The 15,638-nt window shown below is 60.5% G+C and carries 20 protein-coding genes; 12 read left to right on the top strand and 8 right to left on the bottom strand.

All coding sequences use genetic code 11. The features are described 5' to 3' along the window. Positions 1-15: 15 nt before the first annotated feature. From E8M77_RS15865 to E8M77_RS15845, 5 genes are all read right to left on the bottom strand, one after another. Positions 16-1,047: a peptidoglycan -binding protein gene (locus E8M77_RS15865; protein WP_137131591.1), complete on the bottom strand. Its 1,032-nt coding sequence runs from the start codon at positions 1,045-1,047 to the stop codon at positions 16-18. Between the two features lie 3 nt (positions 1,048-1,050). Further along, positions 1,051-2,091, bottom strand: coding sequence for a flagellar motor protein MotA (locus E8M77_RS15860; protein ID WP_137131590.1), 1,041 nt, complete (start codon positions 2,089-2,091; stop codon positions 1,051-1,053). A 129-nt stretch (positions 2,092-2,220) separates the two neighbouring features. Continuing rightward, on the bottom strand, positions 2,221-3,021 hold the full coding sequence (locus E8M77_RS15855) for an inositol monophosphatase family protein (RefSeq protein ID WP_137131589.1): 801 nt from the start codon (positions 3,019-3,021) through the stop codon (positions 2,221-2,223). A 233-nt stretch (positions 3,022-3,254) separates the two neighbouring features. After that, positions 3,255-4,370: a tetratricopeptide repeat protein gene (locus tag E8M77_RS15850; RefSeq protein ID WP_246659286.1), complete on the bottom strand. Its 1,116-nt coding sequence runs from the start codon at positions 4,368-4,370 to the stop codon at positions 3,255-3,257. An 8-nt stretch (positions 4,371-4,378) separates the two neighbouring features. Further along, entirely contained in the window at positions 4,379-5,032 is a 654-nt protein-coding gene (locus E8M77_RS15845) for a thiamine phosphate synthase (protein WP_137131588.1), read from the bottom strand. Positions 5,033-5,236: 204 nt separating this feature from the next. Here E8M77_RS15845 and E8M77_RS15840 point away from each other — a divergent pair, with 204 nt between their 5' ends. Beyond that, entirely contained in the window at positions 5,237-6,013 is a 777-nt protein-coding gene (locus E8M77_RS15840; RefSeq protein WP_137131587.1) for a sulfite exporter TauE/SafE family protein, read from the top strand. 100 nt (positions 6,014-6,113) lie between these two features. Further along, entirely contained in the window at positions 6,114-6,374 is a 261-nt protein-coding gene (locus tag E8M77_RS15835; RefSeq protein WP_137131586.1) for a metalloregulator ArsR/SmtB family transcription factor, read from the top strand. Positions 6,375-6,675: 301 nt separating this feature from the next. Here the strand turns inward: E8M77_RS15835 and E8M77_RS15830 are convergent, their stop codons facing one another. After that, positions 6,676-6,852, bottom strand: a complete 177-nt coding sequence (locus E8M77_RS15830) for a DUF465 domain-containing protein (RefSeq protein WP_137131585.1) — start codon at positions 6,850-6,852, stop codon at positions 6,676-6,678. A 373-nt stretch (positions 6,853-7,225) separates the two neighbouring features. Between E8M77_RS15830 and E8M77_RS15825 the strand changes: the two genes are divergently transcribed. The 7 genes from E8M77_RS15825 (at position 7,226) to E8M77_RS15795 (ending at position 11,712) form a co-directional block, all read left to right on the top strand. Beyond that, positions 7,226-7,429 (top strand): DUF465 domain-containing protein, encoded by a 204-nt coding sequence (locus E8M77_RS15825; RefSeq protein WP_137131584.1) that lies wholly within the window; start codon positions 7,226-7,228, stop codon positions 7,427-7,429. A gap of 51 nt (positions 7,430-7,480) precedes the next feature. After that, on the top strand, positions 7,481-7,948 hold the full coding sequence (gene purE, locus E8M77_RS15820) for a 5-(carboxyamino)imidazole ribonucleotide mutase (RefSeq protein ID WP_137131786.1): 468 nt from the start codon (positions 7,481-7,483) through the stop codon (positions 7,946-7,948). Then, positions 7,945-9,003, top strand: coding sequence for a 5-(carboxyamino)imidazole ribonucleotide synthase (locus E8M77_RS15815; protein ID WP_137131583.1), 1,059 nt, complete (start codon positions 7,945-7,947; stop codon positions 9,001-9,003). The genes purE and E8M77_RS15815 overlap by 4 nt, the downstream gene beginning before the upstream one ends. Before the next feature lie 148 nt (positions 9,004-9,151). Beyond that, positions 9,152-9,277: a type B 50S ribosomal protein L36 gene (gene ykgO, locus E8M77_RS15810; RefSeq protein WP_062279996.1), complete on the top strand. Its 126-nt coding sequence runs from the start codon at positions 9,152-9,154 to the stop codon at positions 9,275-9,277. A 93-nt stretch (positions 9,278-9,370) separates the two neighbouring features. Beyond that, a complete protein-coding gene (locus E8M77_RS15805) occupies positions 9,371-9,973 on the top strand; it encodes a hypothetical protein (RefSeq protein WP_137131582.1) in 603 nt (200 codons plus the stop codon). A gap of 27 nt (positions 9,974-10,000) precedes the next feature. Continuing rightward, a complete protein-coding gene (locus tag E8M77_RS15800; RefSeq protein ID WP_137131581.1) occupies positions 10,001-11,002 on the top strand; it encodes an alpha/beta hydrolase in 1,002 nt (333 codons plus the stop codon). Continuing rightward, positions 10,999-11,712 carry a dienelactone hydrolase family protein gene (locus E8M77_RS15795; RefSeq protein ID WP_137131580.1) on the top strand — a complete coding sequence of 238 codons (714 nt, stop codon included), beginning with the start codon at positions 10,999-11,001 and terminating at the stop codon, positions 11,710-11,712. Before E8M77_RS15800 ends, E8M77_RS15795 begins: the two co-directional genes overlap by 4 nt. Positions 11,713-11,833: 121 nt before the next feature. On the opposite strand, the gene pyk is transcribed toward E8M77_RS15795, so the two are convergent. Continuing rightward, positions 11,834-13,273, bottom strand: coding sequence for a pyruvate kinase (gene pyk, locus E8M77_RS15790; RefSeq protein ID WP_137131579.1), 1,440 nt, complete (start codon positions 13,271-13,273; stop codon positions 11,834-11,836). After that, the gene (locus E8M77_RS15785; protein ID WP_348639909.1) at positions 13,273-13,704 is read right to left on the bottom strand and encodes a DUF1036 domain-containing protein; all 432 of its coding nucleotides are present in this window, start codon (positions 13,702-13,704) and stop codon (positions 13,273-13,275) included. The genes pyk and E8M77_RS15785 overlap by 1 nt, the downstream gene beginning before the upstream one ends. A gap of 226 nt (positions 13,705-13,930) precedes the next feature. On the opposite strand from E8M77_RS15785, the gene E8M77_RS15780 reads away from it, so the two are divergent. From E8M77_RS15780 to E8M77_RS15770, 3 genes are all read left to right on the top strand, one after another. Continuing rightward, a complete protein-coding gene (locus E8M77_RS15780; protein WP_137131578.1) occupies positions 13,931-14,731 on the top strand; it encodes an N-formylglutamate amidohydrolase in 801 nt (266 codons plus the stop codon). Between the two features lie 26 nt (positions 14,732-14,757). Continuing rightward, a complete protein-coding gene (locus E8M77_RS15775) occupies positions 14,758-15,063 on the top strand; it encodes a DUF1244 domain-containing protein (RefSeq protein ID WP_137131784.1) in 306 nt (101 codons plus the stop codon). Positions 15,064-15,236: 173 nt separating this feature from the next. Further along, a complete protein-coding gene (locus E8M77_RS15770; protein WP_137131577.1) occupies positions 15,237-15,497 on the top strand; it encodes a DUF2312 domain-containing protein in 261 nt (86 codons plus the stop codon). Positions 15,498-15,638: the final 141 nt, after the last annotated feature.

The raw sequence follows: 15,638 nt of genomic DNA, 5'->3' as shown, positions 1-15,638 counted from the left end.
GAATGTCGATCGGTCCTAGCGCTCTGTCAGCTTCAACTCGATGCGGCGGTTCTGCGCGCGCACCTCTGGCGTGTCGCCATCGGCAATCGGCTGGAACTCGCCAAAGCCCGCAGCCACAAGCCGGTTGGCCGGCACGCCGCGCTGGATCAGCCATTTGACCACGGAGGTCGCACGCGCCGAGGAAAGCTCCCAGTTGTCGCGATAACGGCCAGTGCCCGACAGCGGTGCATTGTCCGTATGACCATCCACACGCAGAACCCAATTGATTTCCGGCGGAATTTCCTGCGACAGCTCGATAATGGCAGAGGCAAGCTTGTCCATTTCAGCGCGGCCCGCCTCATCGAGATCGGCACCACCAACGGGAAACAGAACTTCCGACTGGAAGACGAATCGGTCGCCGACGATGCGGATGTTTTCGCGGTCCGACAGAATTTCACGCAGGCGTCCGAAAAAGTCCGAGCGATAGCGGTTGAGTTCCTGCACGCGCTGCGCCAGCGCCACGTTCAAGCGGCGACCGAGATCGGAAATGCGCGCCTGCGAACTCTGGTCCTTGGCTTCCGAGGCTTGCAATGCAGCCTCGACGGCAGCGATCTGGGCACGAAGGGCGGCAATCTGCTGGTTCAACAGTTCGACCTGGCTCATGGCCCGCGCGCTGACCTGCTGCTCCTGGTTCAACTGGTCGGTCAGGCTGCCGATCCGCGCCGTTGCCGTATCACTTGATCCGGCACCCCGTTCCAGGAGCGCCTGAAGCCGCGTGCGTTCGTTTTCCGACTGAGATAGTGATGCCTGCAGATTGGCGAGCGTATCCTCCACATCCTGCTTGCCGCTCTGTTCCAACGCCAGAAGCTCGGTTAGTTCGGCAATCTGGCTGTTGAGTCGGTTCAGCACCTCGTCGCGCCCGGTGATCTCGCGCCCCAGGATGAACTGGGCGAGCACGAATACCGTGAGCAGGAACATGATGGCGAGCAGCAGCGTCGACAGGGCATCGACGAAGCCGGGCCAGTAATCGATCGCGCGCTCGCGGCGGCGGTTGCGGCCGAGCGCCATGGTCTACTTGCCCCCGATCTTGTCGGAAAGGCGGTCAAGCGTGCGGCGCATGGCCTTTGATTCTTCCTGCTGCGCCTCGATCCAGTCGCGCAGCATCTGCTGCTCATTGCGCATGTTCTTCACAAGCCCCTGGATGCCTTCGGCCAGATTGCTCATGGCGGCGAGCGATTTTTCCGTCTGGCCGGCTTCCGCCTTGCCTTGAGCAGCCACCAGCTTGCGCAATTGCTCCACCATGCGCCGCATTTCGTCGGCAGAGCCGGTCGCGGTCGCATCGGCAACCGGAAGATCGGAGCTGACTTCGGTGACGGAGGAGAGCCAGTTTTCCAGCTCGGTATAGAAACGATTCTGCGCCCGGCCGGCCTGCAGATCGAGAAAGCCGAGGATCAGCGAGCCGGACAGGCCGAGCAGCGAGGATGAAAACGCCGTACCCATGCCGGCAAGCGGCGCCGTAAGGCCGCTTTTCAACGTGCTCAACACGTCACTGCTATTGCCGGAATTCGGATCCAGCCCCTGGATGACCTCGCTGATCGAGCCGATCGTGCCGATCAGGCCCCAGAAAGTGCCGAGAAGACCGAGAAACACCAGAAGACCGATGAGATAACGCGAGATGTCACGTGATTCGTCCAGTCGCGTGCCGATCGAATCCAGGATGGAGCGCAGCACATGGGTGGAAAGCGCCATGCGCTGGCTGCGGCCCAGCAGCGAGCGCATCGGCGCCAGCAGCCGCGGATTTCGGCCCACCCGGTCGGCACTGCCGGCGGCGCGGAACGAATTGAACCAGCGCACTTCTGGAATGAGGCTGATCACCTGCATGAAAATCAGAATGATGCCAATCGCCATGACGCCGAGAATGAGGCCGTTCAGCCCCGGATTTGTCATGAAGGCCTGATGGGCCTGACGATAGAGGATGGCAACAATGAAGCCGACGATGATCAGGAAAAACAACATGGTCCACAGAAAGGGAACCGGGTTCGAAAGCTTGTACCCATGGTCACGGGGCGCCAGTTCGGAACCGTTCACGTCCCCAAGGGTATCATTCGCCATAACGCACGCAACCTCCACACGACAATTGTGCGGAGGCTAGTGCAAAATTAAGACGAATTGAAGTGATGTGAAGTCGGAAAACAAGAGCAGTCCCGACCTTTCACCGTCATTCGGCCTGACGCTGCGCAATCAGCGCGACGGCACCGGACGATTGGACACTTCCAGCAGCTGTTTCTGGATCAGTTCATTGCCAGCAACCACCGTTCCCTGCTCCATCATCTCTGTGCCGCCCTTGAAGTCGCTGACGAAACCGCCCGCTTCGCGGATGAGGATGAGGCCGGCTGCCATGTCCCAGGGCTGCAGGCCGACTTCCCAGAAGCCGTCGACGCGGCCAGCCGCCACATAGGCGAGATCGAGCGAGGCGGCGCCAAAGCGGCGGATACCGGCGACTTCACCCATCACATGGCGCAGCTCGACAAGGAACTTGCCGTGATTGCCACGACCCAGATGCGGCACGCCGCAGCCGACGACGCAATCGGACAGAACGCGGCGGGCGGCCACGCGGATGCGGCGGTCATTGAGGAAGGAGCCGCCGCCCTTTTCCGCCGTGAACAGCTCGTCGGTTGCCGGGTTGAACACCACACCGGCGACGATTTCGCCATTGCGCTCCAGCGCAATCGAAACGGCAAACTGTGGAATGCCGTGCAGGAAGTTGGTGGTGCCATCCAACGGATCGACGATCCAGCGATGCGCGCCATCGGTACCCTTTTCCTCTTCGCTTTCCTCGCCGAGGAAACCATAGGTGGGGCGGGCCTTCATCAGCTCGTCATGCACGATCTTTTCGGCCTTCAGATCGGCCTGGGATACGAAGTCACCCGGCCCCTTCACCGATACCTGCAGGTTCTGGACTTCGCCAAAATCGCGCGACAGTGATTTGCCTGCCTTGAGCGCAGCCTGAACCATGACATTGAGAAGGGCGGAGCGTGCCATCGGGGTATCCTTGGGGTATAGGGCGGGTGTCCCAGGTCCTTCCGGGACGAACGACATCAGATCTTTTGTGAATAGGCGCGTTCAGAACCACAAAACCGGGGATAATTCAAGTCGGCAGACCATCTTGGCCCTGAAGCTTGGCCGAGAGGTGCTGATCGGGGTTAACTTTCGCCGGCAAACAGGCCTCTCTCCCGGCAGTTCCACGGGTCTGCGAAATGCCTGCCGAGCCGATCTCAGCTGCGGCGAAAACGATTGGCCGCGTCGATCGCCTGCTTCTGCTGCTCGTCGTTGATGCCGAGATAGAAGTCCTCGAGCGCCGGATCGGCAAGCCCGGCGCGGCGGGAAAGCACATACCATTTGGCCGCTTCCACCGGATTGGGGCGGGTGCCGAGCGCATTGATATAAAGATGCGCCAGCTTGTTCTGCGCCACGACATTGCCCCGCGTGGCGGCAATCCGCAGCCATTCGAAGCCCTTGTCATAATCGCGCGCGCCGCCAACGCCATTGACGAACCAGACACCCATATCGAGCTGCGCCGTGTCATAGCCGGCCTTGGCGGCCCGCATCAGCCATTCGCGTGCCTTGGCTTTCTTCGCCGGCTCGATATCCTCGATGGCGATGTAAAGCTGGGCTACGGCATATTGCGCATCCGATATGCCCTGCTCGGCGGACTTCTCATAAAAGGGAAGCGCCAGCTTCAGGCCCTTCTCACCCGGATTGTCGGCCGTCAGGATCTGCGCCCAGTTGAACTGCGCAGACGCATTGCCGGCTTCTGCCGCCCGGCGCATGTAATCATCCGCCTTTGCCTTGTCATGCGGCACAAGGCGCCCCTGCATCAACAGCAGTGCATATTGGAACATTGCCGGCGGATTGCCGCGTTCGGCGGCCTGGCCGTACCAGAAGGCAGCACCCTTGGCATCATGCGCTATGCCGAGCCCGCGCATCATCATTTCAGCCACCAGCGTCTGCGCCGGCGCATCGCCCTTTTCGGCGCGCGGCAGTGCCAGTTCCAGCGCCGTGCGGTAAAGGCCGCGCTGATAGGCGCCGTAAGCCTCGTCCACGGGACCATTATAGGGTTTTTCCGGCGGAACCGGCGGCAGTGCGCTGCCCATGCGGCCGTATAGCGTCACACCGCTGGAGGGATAGGGCTCATCGGAGGGCCGATCAGTTTTGACTTCGGCTTCGGCGCCTGTGCCACCCCGGCTGATCGTTCCGGCATTCGGATCGACCGGGCGTGTCACCACCCGCCCCTGCCCCTGCGCTGCGGCAGGAACGGCCATTCCGGCCAGGCAAGCCGGCAGGCCAAGAACGACAACAGAAAGGGCGAGACAACGGAAGGTGTGGCGCATCACACCCTTCAAGCTTCAAACCGTGGCGCTTTTTCGTCCAACATCGCATTCACTTGCGCAACGGCTGCCGCAGTTCCCACCGGGTTGTCGAAAATGGCATGGCGCAACGCCACGAATTCCGAGCCGGTTTCGGCAACTTCAAGCGCCGACGAAAGATCCGTGCCGCCCATGACGATACAGGGAATTTCCACCATGGCAGCCCACCATTCGCCAAGCGCCAGGTTTTTCGGATGCGCTTCCGGCTTGATATCGCCATCCAGCTTGCCGAAAAAGATGTAATCGGGACGCGCCTCGCCCACTTCCAGCGCCGTATGCCTATCGGCGGCAGATCCTGCCCCGACGATCATCTTGGGCGCATGCTTTTCGATGGCCTCGGCCAGCACATCCACCTTGCCCACCACATGCAGGCCATCGGCCCTGGCGCGGCCGGCAACCCGGCTGTCACCGCAGATGATGGCAGCGGCACCGGCCTCTTGCATGATCGGCACCAGAAGTTCGGCGCGCTTCTGGAAGCTTGCGTCATCCAGCCCGTATTGCGGCAGGATGACGGAGGCGACATCGCCGCCGCGCAGCGCATGCGCCAGCTTTTCGCAAAGCGCCGCATCATCCTCGGCATCAGGCACGATCAAAACCAGGCGGCAGCGATCTTGCGGAAGTGTCATGGTCTGTCCCATCTCGGCGCTGGCCCGGCTGAAACTCTTGTCGAGAGACCAGGGCCGTCCATTGTTATGTTCATTGTGGCGTCTGCCCGCAAAGCCAAACCCTATTGCATCACACGAAAATGCAAGTTGATCCGCGCAAGGGCTCGTCATCTCTGTCCAAGTCCGATAGACCGGACCGGCCCCGCGATCAACCTTCATCAGCACATGCTTGGCTTTGCCCTCCCCGACCCGATGTTTTTTGCCGCCGCCATTCCGGCCGTTGCCCTTGTCGGCATGTCGAAGGGCGGGCTGGGCGGCGCGTTTGCGCTGATCGGCGTGCCGCTGATGGCACTGGTCGTCAGCCCCGTCGATGCGGCCGCCATCTTCCTGCCGATCCTTATCGTCATGGACATGGTGGCGCTCTACGCCTGGCGCCATTACAATGACCGCAAACTGCTCCTGATGTTCCTGCCCGGCGGCATGATCGGCGTGGCACTGGGCTGGGCAACCTCGGCACTCGTGCCGCCCGATGCGCTTCGATTCGTCATCGCCCTGTCGATGATCATCTTTGCCGGTCGCTACTTCTACCAGACCTATGGCCCGCGCACTGGAGACCAGATCGAGCCTCTGCCGCATCGCTGGACACCGGCCATGATCTGGGGAACGCTCTGCGGCTATGGCAGTTTCGTGGCGCATGCCGGCGGACCACCCTTCCAGATCTACGCCCTGCCGATGAAGCTGGACCCGAAGGCCTATACCGGTGCCAGCGTGCGTTTCTTTGCGCTGGTCAATGCCATCAAGATCATACCCTACGTGGCGCTCGGTGCTCTCGACACAAAAAACCTCAGCATTTCGTTGACGCTGCTGCCGGTGGCGCTCGTCTCCACCGTGGCCGGCGCCATGATCGTGCGCCGCCTCAAGCCGGACGTCTTCTATCCGCTGGCCTATGGTCTTGGTCTTCTTGCCTCGCTGAAGCTTCTCTACGATGCATTGCCATTGTGAAAGTAAATCCGCTCCTGCGAGCCTATAGTTGCCAGCAATTCGAATATTGCGACGCACAAATCTTCTTGCTCCGGCCCTGGAACTCGCGTAGCGTGTGGGCATGACGACGAACGATCCTTTTGCAGCCATTGCTGATCCCAACCGGCGTCATCTGCTGGAAGAACTCAGGCGTGCGCCGCGTACCGTCAACGAGCTTGCGGAAGGCCTGCCGATCAGCCGGCCCGCCGTGTCGCAGCACCTGAAGGCATTGCTGGACAGCAATCTCGTCACCGTTACCTCGGATGGCACCAAGCGCATCTATGCAGTGAATACCAAGGGCTTCACCAAGCTGAATATCTGGATCGATCAGTTCTGGTCCTGAGCCCAGTGGTTCGATTCAGACATTTGCATCCCTTAGCAGAACCATCTTGAGCCAATGCCGGAATCACAAGAACCACTAGTCAGATTATGATTCTAGTGGAAGTTTCGAATTTGACATTTGATCGAAGATCGAGCCGCAAACGGGTATCAAATGTCAAATTCATTCCACTAGCGCTTTCGTGCTGCGGCTTCCCGCATTGTCCAAGACAAAACAAAACCGCCGCGCGGCACAGGTCTTAAAAACCCGGTCGGCGGCGGTCGCTGCCAAGCTAAACTCGGCACTCAACTCAGGAACCTGGAAATCAGTGGCGCGTAGTCTTGCGCAGTCGCTCTACCTCGTCCTTGATACGCAGCTTGCGCCGCTTCAAACTGGCAATTTCCCGATCGTCGGTGGATGGCGATGCAAGTGCACTTTGGAGCTCCTCCTCAAGAGCGCCATGCTTCTGTTCAAGCGATGCGATATGGGCCTGAATTGTCATGTGGCACGTCCTTCCTTATCTTCGGCCACCAGCTCCCCTTGAGCCGCTGGCGTCAGGTTTGCGAAGGAAGTGTGACACGATCGAAAGCGATTGTCGAAGGTGAAATCATGACTTCTTCGGGGCAAATCGATGATCGTCTTTAAGCGATCGTGAAGACGGCACTTCGTCCCTTCTGGCTGCTCCGCGACGGCGCATCCGAGCCCCTCTTTCGACACGCGGCATTAGGCGTTGATTCATCGGCTTTATACCCGTCATATTTCACTGCCATATTTGGGGCTCCACGCTCTGGTCGTTTCACAGGTTTGGTGATAGGAGCTTTTCGGCATTCCCCGGCGAGACAAAGACCGGAATGAAGACATGGGGACGACAAGACATGGCTGATCAGGAACAGGCGGATGTTAGACTGACGCTCGCGCGGCTTCGCCAGGAGCATGAAGACTATGATGCCGCCATCAATGCCATGATCGCCACCGGCTGCGAGGCCCTGCGCATCCAGCGCATGAAGAAAAAGAAGCTCGCCATCAAGGACAAGATGAGCCAGCTCGAAGATCAGATCATTCCCGACATTATCGCGTGACGACGGAGGACGTGGACCTTGCCGCAGGAAAGACCGCCGGTTGCCATCATCATGGGAAGCCAGTCAGACTGGGAAACCATGAAAAACGCCGCAGACACGCTGGATGCGCTGGATGTGGGTTACGAGGCGCGGATCGTGTCTGCACACCGCACGCCTGAGCGTATGTTTGCTTTTGCCAAGGGCGCCCGCGAGGAAGGTTTCCAGATCATCATTGCCGGTGCAGGCGGCGCCGCCCACCTGCCCGGTATGGTGGCAGCCCTGACGCCGCTGCCGGTCTTCGGCGTGCCGGTGCAATCCAAGACCATGTCTGGCACTGACAGTCTCTATTCCATCGTGCAGATGCCGGCCGGCATTCCCGTCGGCACACTGGCCATCGGTCGCGCCGGTGCGGTGAATGCCGCACTTCTGGCCGCAGCCGTTCTTGCCCTTTCCGACGACGACCTGGCCGACCGACTCGACGAATACCGTTCCCGCCAGACCGCATCGGTCGCAGATTATCCCATCGACGAGGCGCCATGACGCTTTCCACCATCGGCATTATCGGCGGCGGCCAGCTCGGGCGCATGCTGGCCATGGCCGCAGCCCGGCTGAATTTCCGTACCATCATTCTGGAACCGCAGGCCGATTGCCCGGCAGCACAAGCGGCAAATCGCCAAATTGTCGCCGCCTATGACGACCCCGCAGCGCTGGATGAACTGGCCAGCGCCTGCGACGTGATCACTTATGAATTCGAGAATGTCCCCGTGTCCGCCGCCGAACGACTGGCCGCAAGCCTGCCCGTCTATCCGCCGCCCAAGGCGCTCGATGTGGCGCAGGACCGGTTGACGGAAAAGCGCTTCCTCAATGCCTGCGGCATCGAGACGGCGAAATTCCATGCGGTGAACAGCCAGGCTGATCTTGAACAGGCACTGGCCGATTTTAGCGGACAGGGCGTCTTGAAGACCTGCCGACTGGGCTATGACGGCAAGGGCCAGCGGGTGTTCCGCTCCAGCGCCGACAGCGCTGACGGCGTTTTTGAGACCATGGGCGGCGTGCCGCTGATTCTTGAAAGCTTCGTGGCGTTCGAGCGCGAAGTCTCGGTGATTGCCGCGCGCTCTCGCCACGGCGAGATGCGCGCCTATGATCTTGCCGAAAACGTGCATCGCAACGGCATCCTGCACACGTCGACGCTTCCCGCGCGAGTCGGGCAAGAGACTCAGGAGGCAGCCTGCGAGGCTGCAGAACGGCTGTTGTCGGCGCTGGGCTATGTCGGCGTCATCGGCATGGAATTCTTTGTCATGGCCGATGGAACGCTGATTGCCAATGAAATTGCCCCACGCGTGCACAATTCCGGCCACTGGACAGAAGCCGCCTGCGTGATCTCGCAGTTCGAGCAGCATATCCGCGCCGTCGCCGGCCTGCCGCTCGGCGATCCGGCCCGCCATTCCGATTGCGTGATGACCAACCTGATTGGCGACGACATCGACCAAGTGCCGAAATGGCTGGCAAAACCCGATGTGCTCGTGCATCTCTACGGCAAGACCGAGGCCCGGCCTGCCCGTAAAATGGGACATGTCACACAGCTTTTGCGGTGAAATCCCCTAAGGCGCAGGGGCCCGCGGTTGACAGGCCAGGGATGAACCTGTATCAGCCTCCCATCCTAAAGAGCGCGCCGATGAGCGCGCTTTTGATTGTCAGAGACACACGGGCTCAAACTGCCCCCCGAATACGCGGACCAGTACAATGAAGATCAAGAATTCGCTCAAAGCGCTTAAGGCTCGTCATCGCGATAACCGTCTGGTTCGCCGCAAGGGCCGCGTTTACATCATCAACAAGGCCAATCCGCGCTTTAAGGCCCGCCAGGGCTGAGACCTGTCCGGGCCGCAGAGCGGCCTGGATCACGATCTCGGGAAAACGCGTTTTTCGGTTTGATATCAGGCGCAGGCGGGTTAGTTTATCCGCATGCGCTTTTTTCGTTTGCCCAGTTTGATTCTCGTTTCGGTCTTGGTCGCATCCGCCAGCATGGCGCAGGATGCTCCCACAACCACGGGCCCGAGTGGCAATACCGTCTCTGCCCCGCAAACGCCCAAGACTCAGGCCATGCTGCTTGATGCTCTGAAGCGCGAGCGCGATCCGGACAAGGCCCGCAGCATCGCCAACCAGATCCGGTCGAACTGGACCGATTCGGGCAGCGCGACTGTCAATCTCCTGATGCAATGGGCCAATGGTTCGATTGAGGAGAAAAAGAATGGTGCTGCACTCGATTTCCTCGATCAGGTAACGCTCTTGCAGCCCGATTATCCGGAAGGCTGGAATCGCCGAGCGACCCTTCACTTCACCATGGGCGATGCGCGCAAATCCATGGCGGATATCCATCAGGTCCTGTTGCGTGAGCCCCGCTATTTCCCAGCGATTGCCGGACTGGCAACGATTTTCACCCAGGCGGGCGAGGACGAAATGGCCTTGAAAGCCTGGGAACGCTTCCTCGCCGTCTATCCCGCTGAACGCGAAGCGCGCGAGAACGTGATGAAACTGACCGAAAAGCTCGCCGGCAGCCGTACCTGAGGCATTCTCCTGTCCAATTTCCTGATCATGCTCATTGCTATTTCAGCACTTACAGCCGCCGCATTCGGCTTCACCGCCTGGCAGGCGGCCCAGATCGAGCGGCGCTTCCCGAACCTGGGAACGCTGACGGATATTGGCGGCTATAGTCTCAATGCGCTGCAGGTGCACGCTGGTGCCGATGCAGACCTGCCCCCCATCGTCTTCGTCCACGGTGCCAGCGGCAATCTGCGCGATCAGGAAACAGCTTTCCTTGCGCCCCTGAAGGGCCGCGCCGAGCTGTTGTTCGTCGATCGGCCCGGCCACGGCTATTCCGAACGCGGCGGGCCACAGAACGACTTCCCCGACGGTCAGGCCGACGCCATCGACAAGCTGATGGAGAGGCGCGGCATCGATAAGGCCATCATTGTCGGCCATTCCTTCGGCGGCGCCATTGCCGCGTCCTTTGCCCTGCTGCACCCGGAAAAGGTCATCGGAACGGTCTTCCTGGCAGCCGCCACGCATCCCTGGCCGGGCGGCATCGACTGGCACTATCGCCTCACCTCCACTCCGGTCCTCGGCTGGCTGTTCAGCCAATTACTGGTCATGCCGGCCGGCATGCTGCTGCTGGATGCGGGAACGCGATCCGTCTTTGCCCCCAATGCAAGACGCGCGGCCTATGCACAGGACGGCGCGACAGCGCTTGTGCTGCGCCCGCAGAATTTCCGCGACAATGCCAGGGACGTCGCCAATCTTCTCGCCTATGTCGAGCGCGTCAGCCCGCGCTACAGCGACATCAAGACGCCAGCGGTGATCATCACCGGCGACAGCGATCCTGTCGTGCTTGCCAATATTCATTCTACCGGGTTGAAGCGCGATCTGAAGCATTCGGAACTGGTCTGGCTGAAGGGCGTTGGCCACAAGCCGGATTATGTGGCAACCGATCTGGCCATCGCCGCCATAGAGAAACTGGCCGGCAAGGACCGTGACCTGCAGGCGCTGGCCCGCGTGGTGGAAGCGCGGGTGGCAGGGGAAAAAGAGAGCCAACCATGACTGTTCAAATTCGTGACCATAGCTACTCGGATGACGGGACCACTTTCCACAGTAAGCTAGTGTATGATGATGCAGCGGCCCAACCCGGACCTGCCGTGATCGTCGCCCCTGCATTCGGCGGACTTGGACCATTTGAGATAGAACGAGCCACCGAACTTGCGCATCTCGGATATGTCGTGCTCGCGATCGATTACTACGGCGAAGGGCGGCGGGCGACGTCGGAATCCCAAGCATTCACCTGGATGAACGAACTGAATTCAGACCGGCCACGTCTTTCGCAACGGATGCAGCGGGCACTGCAAGAAATAAAGTCGTTGCCGATGGTCGATCCGAAGCGCGTTGCCGCAATGGGCTATTGTTTCGGCGGCAAGGCCGTTCTGGATCTGGCTCGCTCCGGCGCTGACTTCAATGCCGCCATCTCCTTCCATGGTGTCTATGACGCGGCACAAGGTGAGAGTACGCAGATACAGCCGTCCATACTCATTCTACACGGCTGGGATGATCCGCTTGCCAAGCCCGACGATCTGGCAGGACTTGCATCAGAACTCAGTAAGCACTGCTCTGATTGGCAAGTCGTCGGGTTTGGTGGAACCGGACATGCCTTCACGAACCCGAACGCACGCTCGCCCGAGGCCGGCATGGCCTATAACGAAGCGGCATCCCGCAGGTCGTGGACATATCTCCTGAACTTTCTGACGGAGCGGCTATAGCGCACCACCGAAACTGCCACGACCGCGACAAAAGCCGGCGGGTATTGAAGCCGGCGGGTATTGATACCCACAAAAAAGGGAGCCGAGGCTCCCTTTTCCATGCACTCTATCTTCAAACCGCTCAGACGCCCGACTGGCCGTCCGGGCCGATATAGGCGATGCGCAGCATATTCGTGGCGCCCGGCGTGCCGAGCGGCACACCTGCCGAGATGATGATCCGGTCGCCCGGCTTGCCGAATTCTTCCGAGGCAACGATGCGGCAGGCCTTGTTGACCATGTCGTCGAGATCGCTCGGCTCTTCGGCCACCACGCAGTGCAGGCCCCAGCAGACAGACAGGCGGCGGGCCGTCTGCACGATCGGCGACAGCGCAATGATCGGCACCTGCGGACGCTCACGCGCGGCGCGAAGGCCTGTCGTGCCGGACGAGGTGTAGGTGACGATTGCCGAAAGCTGCAGCGTTTCGGCAATCTGGCGGGCCGCCAGCGAAATCGCATCGGCGCCGGTGGCTTCCGGCTGCGGGCGCTGCGCGTAGATGATGTTGGAGTAGTAAGGATCCTTCTCCACGGTGCTGGCAATCGAGGCCATGGTGGAGACCGCTTCCACCGGATACTGGCCGGAAGCCGATTCGGCCGACAGCATGATCGCATCGGCGCCTTCAAACACGGCGGTGGCAACGTCAGAGACTTCGGCGCGTGTGGGCACAGCCGCCGTAATCATCGATTCGAGCATCTGGGTGGCAACCACCACAGGCTTGCCGGCGCGGCGGCATGCGCGCGTCAGCTGCTTCTGCAGACCAGGAACCGCTTCGAGCGGCATTTCCACGCCAAGGTCACCACGGGCCACCATCAGCGCGTCGGAAAGCTCGATGATTTCCTCGATACGCTCGATGGCCTGCGGCTTTTCGATCTTCGACATCAGGCCAACGCGGCCGCCGGAAATCTTGCGCACTTCCACCAGATCTTCCGGGCGCTGCACGAAGGAAAGCGCCACCCAGTCAACCTCGTTCGTCTCCAGGACGGCATCGAGATCGAGCCGGTCCTTATCGGTCAGCACACCAACGGCGAGCAGCGTATCGGGCAGGCTCACACCCTTGCGATCGGAAATCGCAGTGCCCGAGACCACGGTGCAGACGATGCTCTTACCGTCGCACTGTTCGGCGCGCAGGTGCAGCTTACCATCGTCGATCAGCAGGCGATCGCCGGGCTTCACCGATTCCAGGATTTCCGGATGCGGCAGGAATACGCGGTTTTCGTCGCCGGGCGCCTCGTTATTGTCGAGGGTAAAGGTCTGGCCAGGCGCCAGTGTCACCTTGGTATTGGCGAACTTGCCGACGCGCAGCTTCGGGCCCTGCAGATCGGCGAGGATGCCAATCGGGCGGCCACAGCGCGCCTCGACGGAGCGGATGCGCTGAATCAGCGTGCGCATCACGTCATGGCTGGCATGGCTCATATTGATGCGGAACAGATCCGCGCCCGCCTGGTGCAGCTTCTCGATCATCGCCTCGTCGGAGGAGGCCGGTCCGAGGGTTGCGAGGATCTTCACTTTGCGATTGCGCTTCATCAGTTCTGGCCTTCCTGCGTGCCTGGTGTGTCGGATAGCTGGACCATCCAGCTGCCCTGACGGCCCGTATCATATTCCTTGAATCCCATGCGCTGGTAACCGCGGGCAAAGCAGTCCTCGACGCCGGTGATCTTGAACTCGTTTTCGGCCACGCACATGTTGACGTCGCCGGTCCAGCGGCCGCCGCGTGCGGCATCCTCCGCATAGAGATAATAATAGCGAGACTGCAATTCGCCTTCAATCAATGTCGCACAGCTGGAGGCGGGAACCTGCCACCAGCCTTCGGAAATCCAGCCATCGCCGGCACGGTAGCCGATGGCCACCCCGACAAGGTTCTGGGTGCCGTTGCAGACCCGAAAATCGGCATGCGCCACATCGGCAAACAACATGAAGGGCGCACTGGCCATGGCAAAGGCGAGCGCGGGGATCAATCTCGGCGAGAGATAGGATATTATGCTTTTCGACACGGCTTCCGTCGGGACTCCATGAGAGATCTTGTGCACTGTCTTCGCTTGCCGTCACCTGAAAGTCAATGAAATCTAATCGATTATAATCACTTGACCACCGGTTGACATACCGCAGGCTCTGCTTGCGCAAGCTTCGGCCACATGCGAACAGGAACATCACAAACACAACGAATTCGGCAAGCGGATGGCAATGCAGGCATTCAATTCCCATGAAGTGATACCCGGCCTTCGTGACAGGGGCATGGTGCTTCTGGGTGATCACGCAATGAACCGTCTGCCGGCGGCCTATGGCACGCTGGGCCTGGATGAAACGGCATTTTCCCGCCATATCGCCTATGATATCGGCATAGAGGCGCTGACGCGGGCGCTGGCCGCACGGCTTCAAGTGCCGGCCGTCATCTCCTGCTTCTCGCGCCTGCTGATCGATCCGAACCGTGGGGAAGACGATCCGACGCTGATCATGAAGATCTCCGACGGCGCCATCATTCCCGGCAATCATCCGATCACCCCGGCCGAATGGCAGTACCGTCTGGAAACCTTTCACCGCCCCTATCACCAGGCCGTCGCGCAGGAAATTGCGGCCGTGGCAAAAGCAAGCGGCAAGGCGCCGCTGGTGCTTTCGCTGCATTCCTATACACCGGCCTGGAAGGGCGTGGCCCGCCCCTGGCATGCCGCCGTTCTGTGGGATAGCGACGAGCGCGCCGTCCGCCCGCTGATCGATCATCTGAGCCAACCCGGCGATATTCTGATCGGCGATAACGAGCCCTATGACGGGGCGCTGAAGAACGATACCATGTACCGGCACTGCATGATCGGTGGCCTGCCGCATGCGCTTTTGGAAGTGCGACAGGATCTGATCGGCGACGCAGATGGCATTGCCGCCTGGACCGAGCGGCTGGTACCGATTTTCGCAGCCCTCAACGCCGATCCGGCCCTGCATGACTACAAAATCCATCCGTCACGCACCGGCCCTTATCCGCCGCAGGCCTGACCATCGGGAGACAAGCCTTGACCGAGATGCCAGAACTGACCGAGGACCAGCGTATTGCACTGGAAGCTGCCGCCTTTCGCCGGCTGGTGCAGCACTTGCGGGATCGGCATGATGTCGAGAATATCGACCTGATGAATCTGGCCGGCTTCTGCCGCAATTGCCTGTCCAACTGGTATCGGGAAGCCGGTGAGCAAGCAGGGCTTGCCATCAGCAAGGATGCCTCGCGCGAGATGGTCTATGGCATGCCCTATGAGGACTGGAAGAAACTGTACCAGGGCGAAGCCAGCGACGCTCAAAAAGCCGCATTCGCCCTCAACAACCCGCACAAATGAAAGCGGGCACCTGAAAACGCCTTGACCTTGCCGGCACTTCGCGGCAGGTGAAACCCTCAACGAGGTCCTCCCCCGGAAGGCCTCTCAAGAGCTGTTCATCGTCAACCAACCAATATGGCCACCACTGCCGGCAAAGCACGGCAGGTGCCAAGGCCAAGCAAAAGGAACGACCCATGGAAGAAGTGGCAACGAGCGGGGAAGTCAACGTAGCGGCCGCCGAACTTCGCCAGTTCATCGAGCGGATCGAGCGCCTGGAAGAGGAAAAGCAGACCATTGCCGACGACATCAAGGATGTGTTCGGCGAGGCCAAGGGCCGTGGCTACGATACCAAGGCGATGAAGACGATCATCCGCCTGCGCAAGAAGGACGCCAATGAGCGTCTCGAGGAAGAAACAATCCTGCAAACCTACATGGCTGCACTCGGCATGGAATAGGCCTTCCGGCCCGCTCAGCCACAGGTTCGATTCCGACATTTGCATCCCGCAACGAATTCCTTGCGTGCAAATGTCGGAATCACGAGAGCTGCCAGAAGACCATCATTCTCATGGAATGTGCGCAGCAGCTTGGCGGCAGGC

Origin of the sequence: Rhizobium sp. FY34 (assembly GCF_005222845.1) — a bacterium.
GTDB lineage: Bacteria > Pseudomonadota > Alphaproteobacteria > Rhizobiales > Rhizobiaceae > Neorhizobium.
This window is presented reverse-complemented; position numbering and strand designations above follow the sequence as displayed.

Coding starts and splice junctions, on each gene's coding strand:
- E8M77_RS15865 (WP_137131591.1), bottom strand. CDS start 1,047: ATGGCGCTCGGCCGCAACCGCCGCCGCGAGCGCGCGATCGATTACTGG.
- E8M77_RS15860 (WP_137131590.1), bottom strand. CDS start 2,091: ATGGCGAATGATACCCTTGGGGACGTGAACGGTTCCGAACTGGCGCCC.
- E8M77_RS15855 (WP_137131589.1), bottom strand. CDS start 3,021: ATGGCACGCTCCGCCCTTCTCAATGTCATGGTTCAGGCTGCGCTCAAG.
- E8M77_RS15850 (WP_246659286.1), bottom strand. CDS start 4,370: ATGCGCCACACCTTCCGTTGTCTCGCCCTTTCTGTTGTCGTTCTTGGC.
- E8M77_RS15845 (WP_137131588.1), bottom strand. CDS start 5,032: ATGACACTTCCGCAAGATCGCTGCCGCCTGGTTTTGATCGTGCCTGAT.
- E8M77_RS15840 (WP_137131587.1), top strand. CDS start 5,237: ATGCTTGGCTTTGCCCTCCCCGACCCGATGTTTTTTGCCGCCGCCATT.
- E8M77_RS15835 (WP_137131586.1), top strand. CDS start 6,114: ATGACGACGAACGATCCTTTTGCAGCCATTGCTGATCCCAACCGGCGT.
- E8M77_RS15830 (WP_137131585.1), bottom strand. CDS start 6,852: ATGACAATTCAGGCCCATATCGCATCGCTTGAACAGAAGCATGGCGCT.
- E8M77_RS15825 (WP_137131584.1), top strand. CDS start 7,226: ATGGCTGATCAGGAACAGGCGGATGTTAGACTGACGCTCGCGCGGCTT.
- purE (WP_137131786.1), top strand. CDS start 7,481: ATGGGAAGCCAGTCAGACTGGGAAACCATGAAAAACGCCGCAGACACG.
- E8M77_RS15815 (WP_137131583.1), top strand. CDS start 7,945: ATGACGCTTTCCACCATCGGCATTATCGGCGGCGGCCAGCTCGGGCGC.
- ykgO (WP_062279996.1), top strand. CDS start 9,152: ATGAAGATCAAGAATTCGCTCAAAGCGCTTAAGGCTCGTCATCGCGAT.
- E8M77_RS15805 (WP_137131582.1), top strand. CDS start 9,371: ATGCGCTTTTTTCGTTTGCCCAGTTTGATTCTCGTTTCGGTCTTGGTC.
- E8M77_RS15800 (WP_137131581.1), top strand. CDS start 10,001: ATGCTCATTGCTATTTCAGCACTTACAGCCGCCGCATTCGGCTTCACC.
- E8M77_RS15795 (WP_137131580.1), top strand. CDS start 10,999: ATGACTGTTCAAATTCGTGACCATAGCTACTCGGATGACGGGACCACT.
- pyk (WP_137131579.1), bottom strand. CDS start 13,273: ATGAAGCGCAATCGCAAAGTGAAGATCCTCGCAACCCTCGGACCGGCC.
- E8M77_RS15780 (WP_137131578.1), top strand. CDS start 13,931: ATGCAGGCATTCAATTCCCATGAAGTGATACCCGGCCTTCGTGACAGG.
- E8M77_RS15775 (WP_137131784.1), top strand. CDS start 14,758: ATGCCAGAACTGACCGAGGACCAGCGTATTGCACTGGAAGCTGCCGCC.
- E8M77_RS15770 (WP_137131577.1), top strand. CDS start 15,237: ATGGAAGAAGTGGCAACGAGCGGGGAAGTCAACGTAGCGGCCGCCGAA.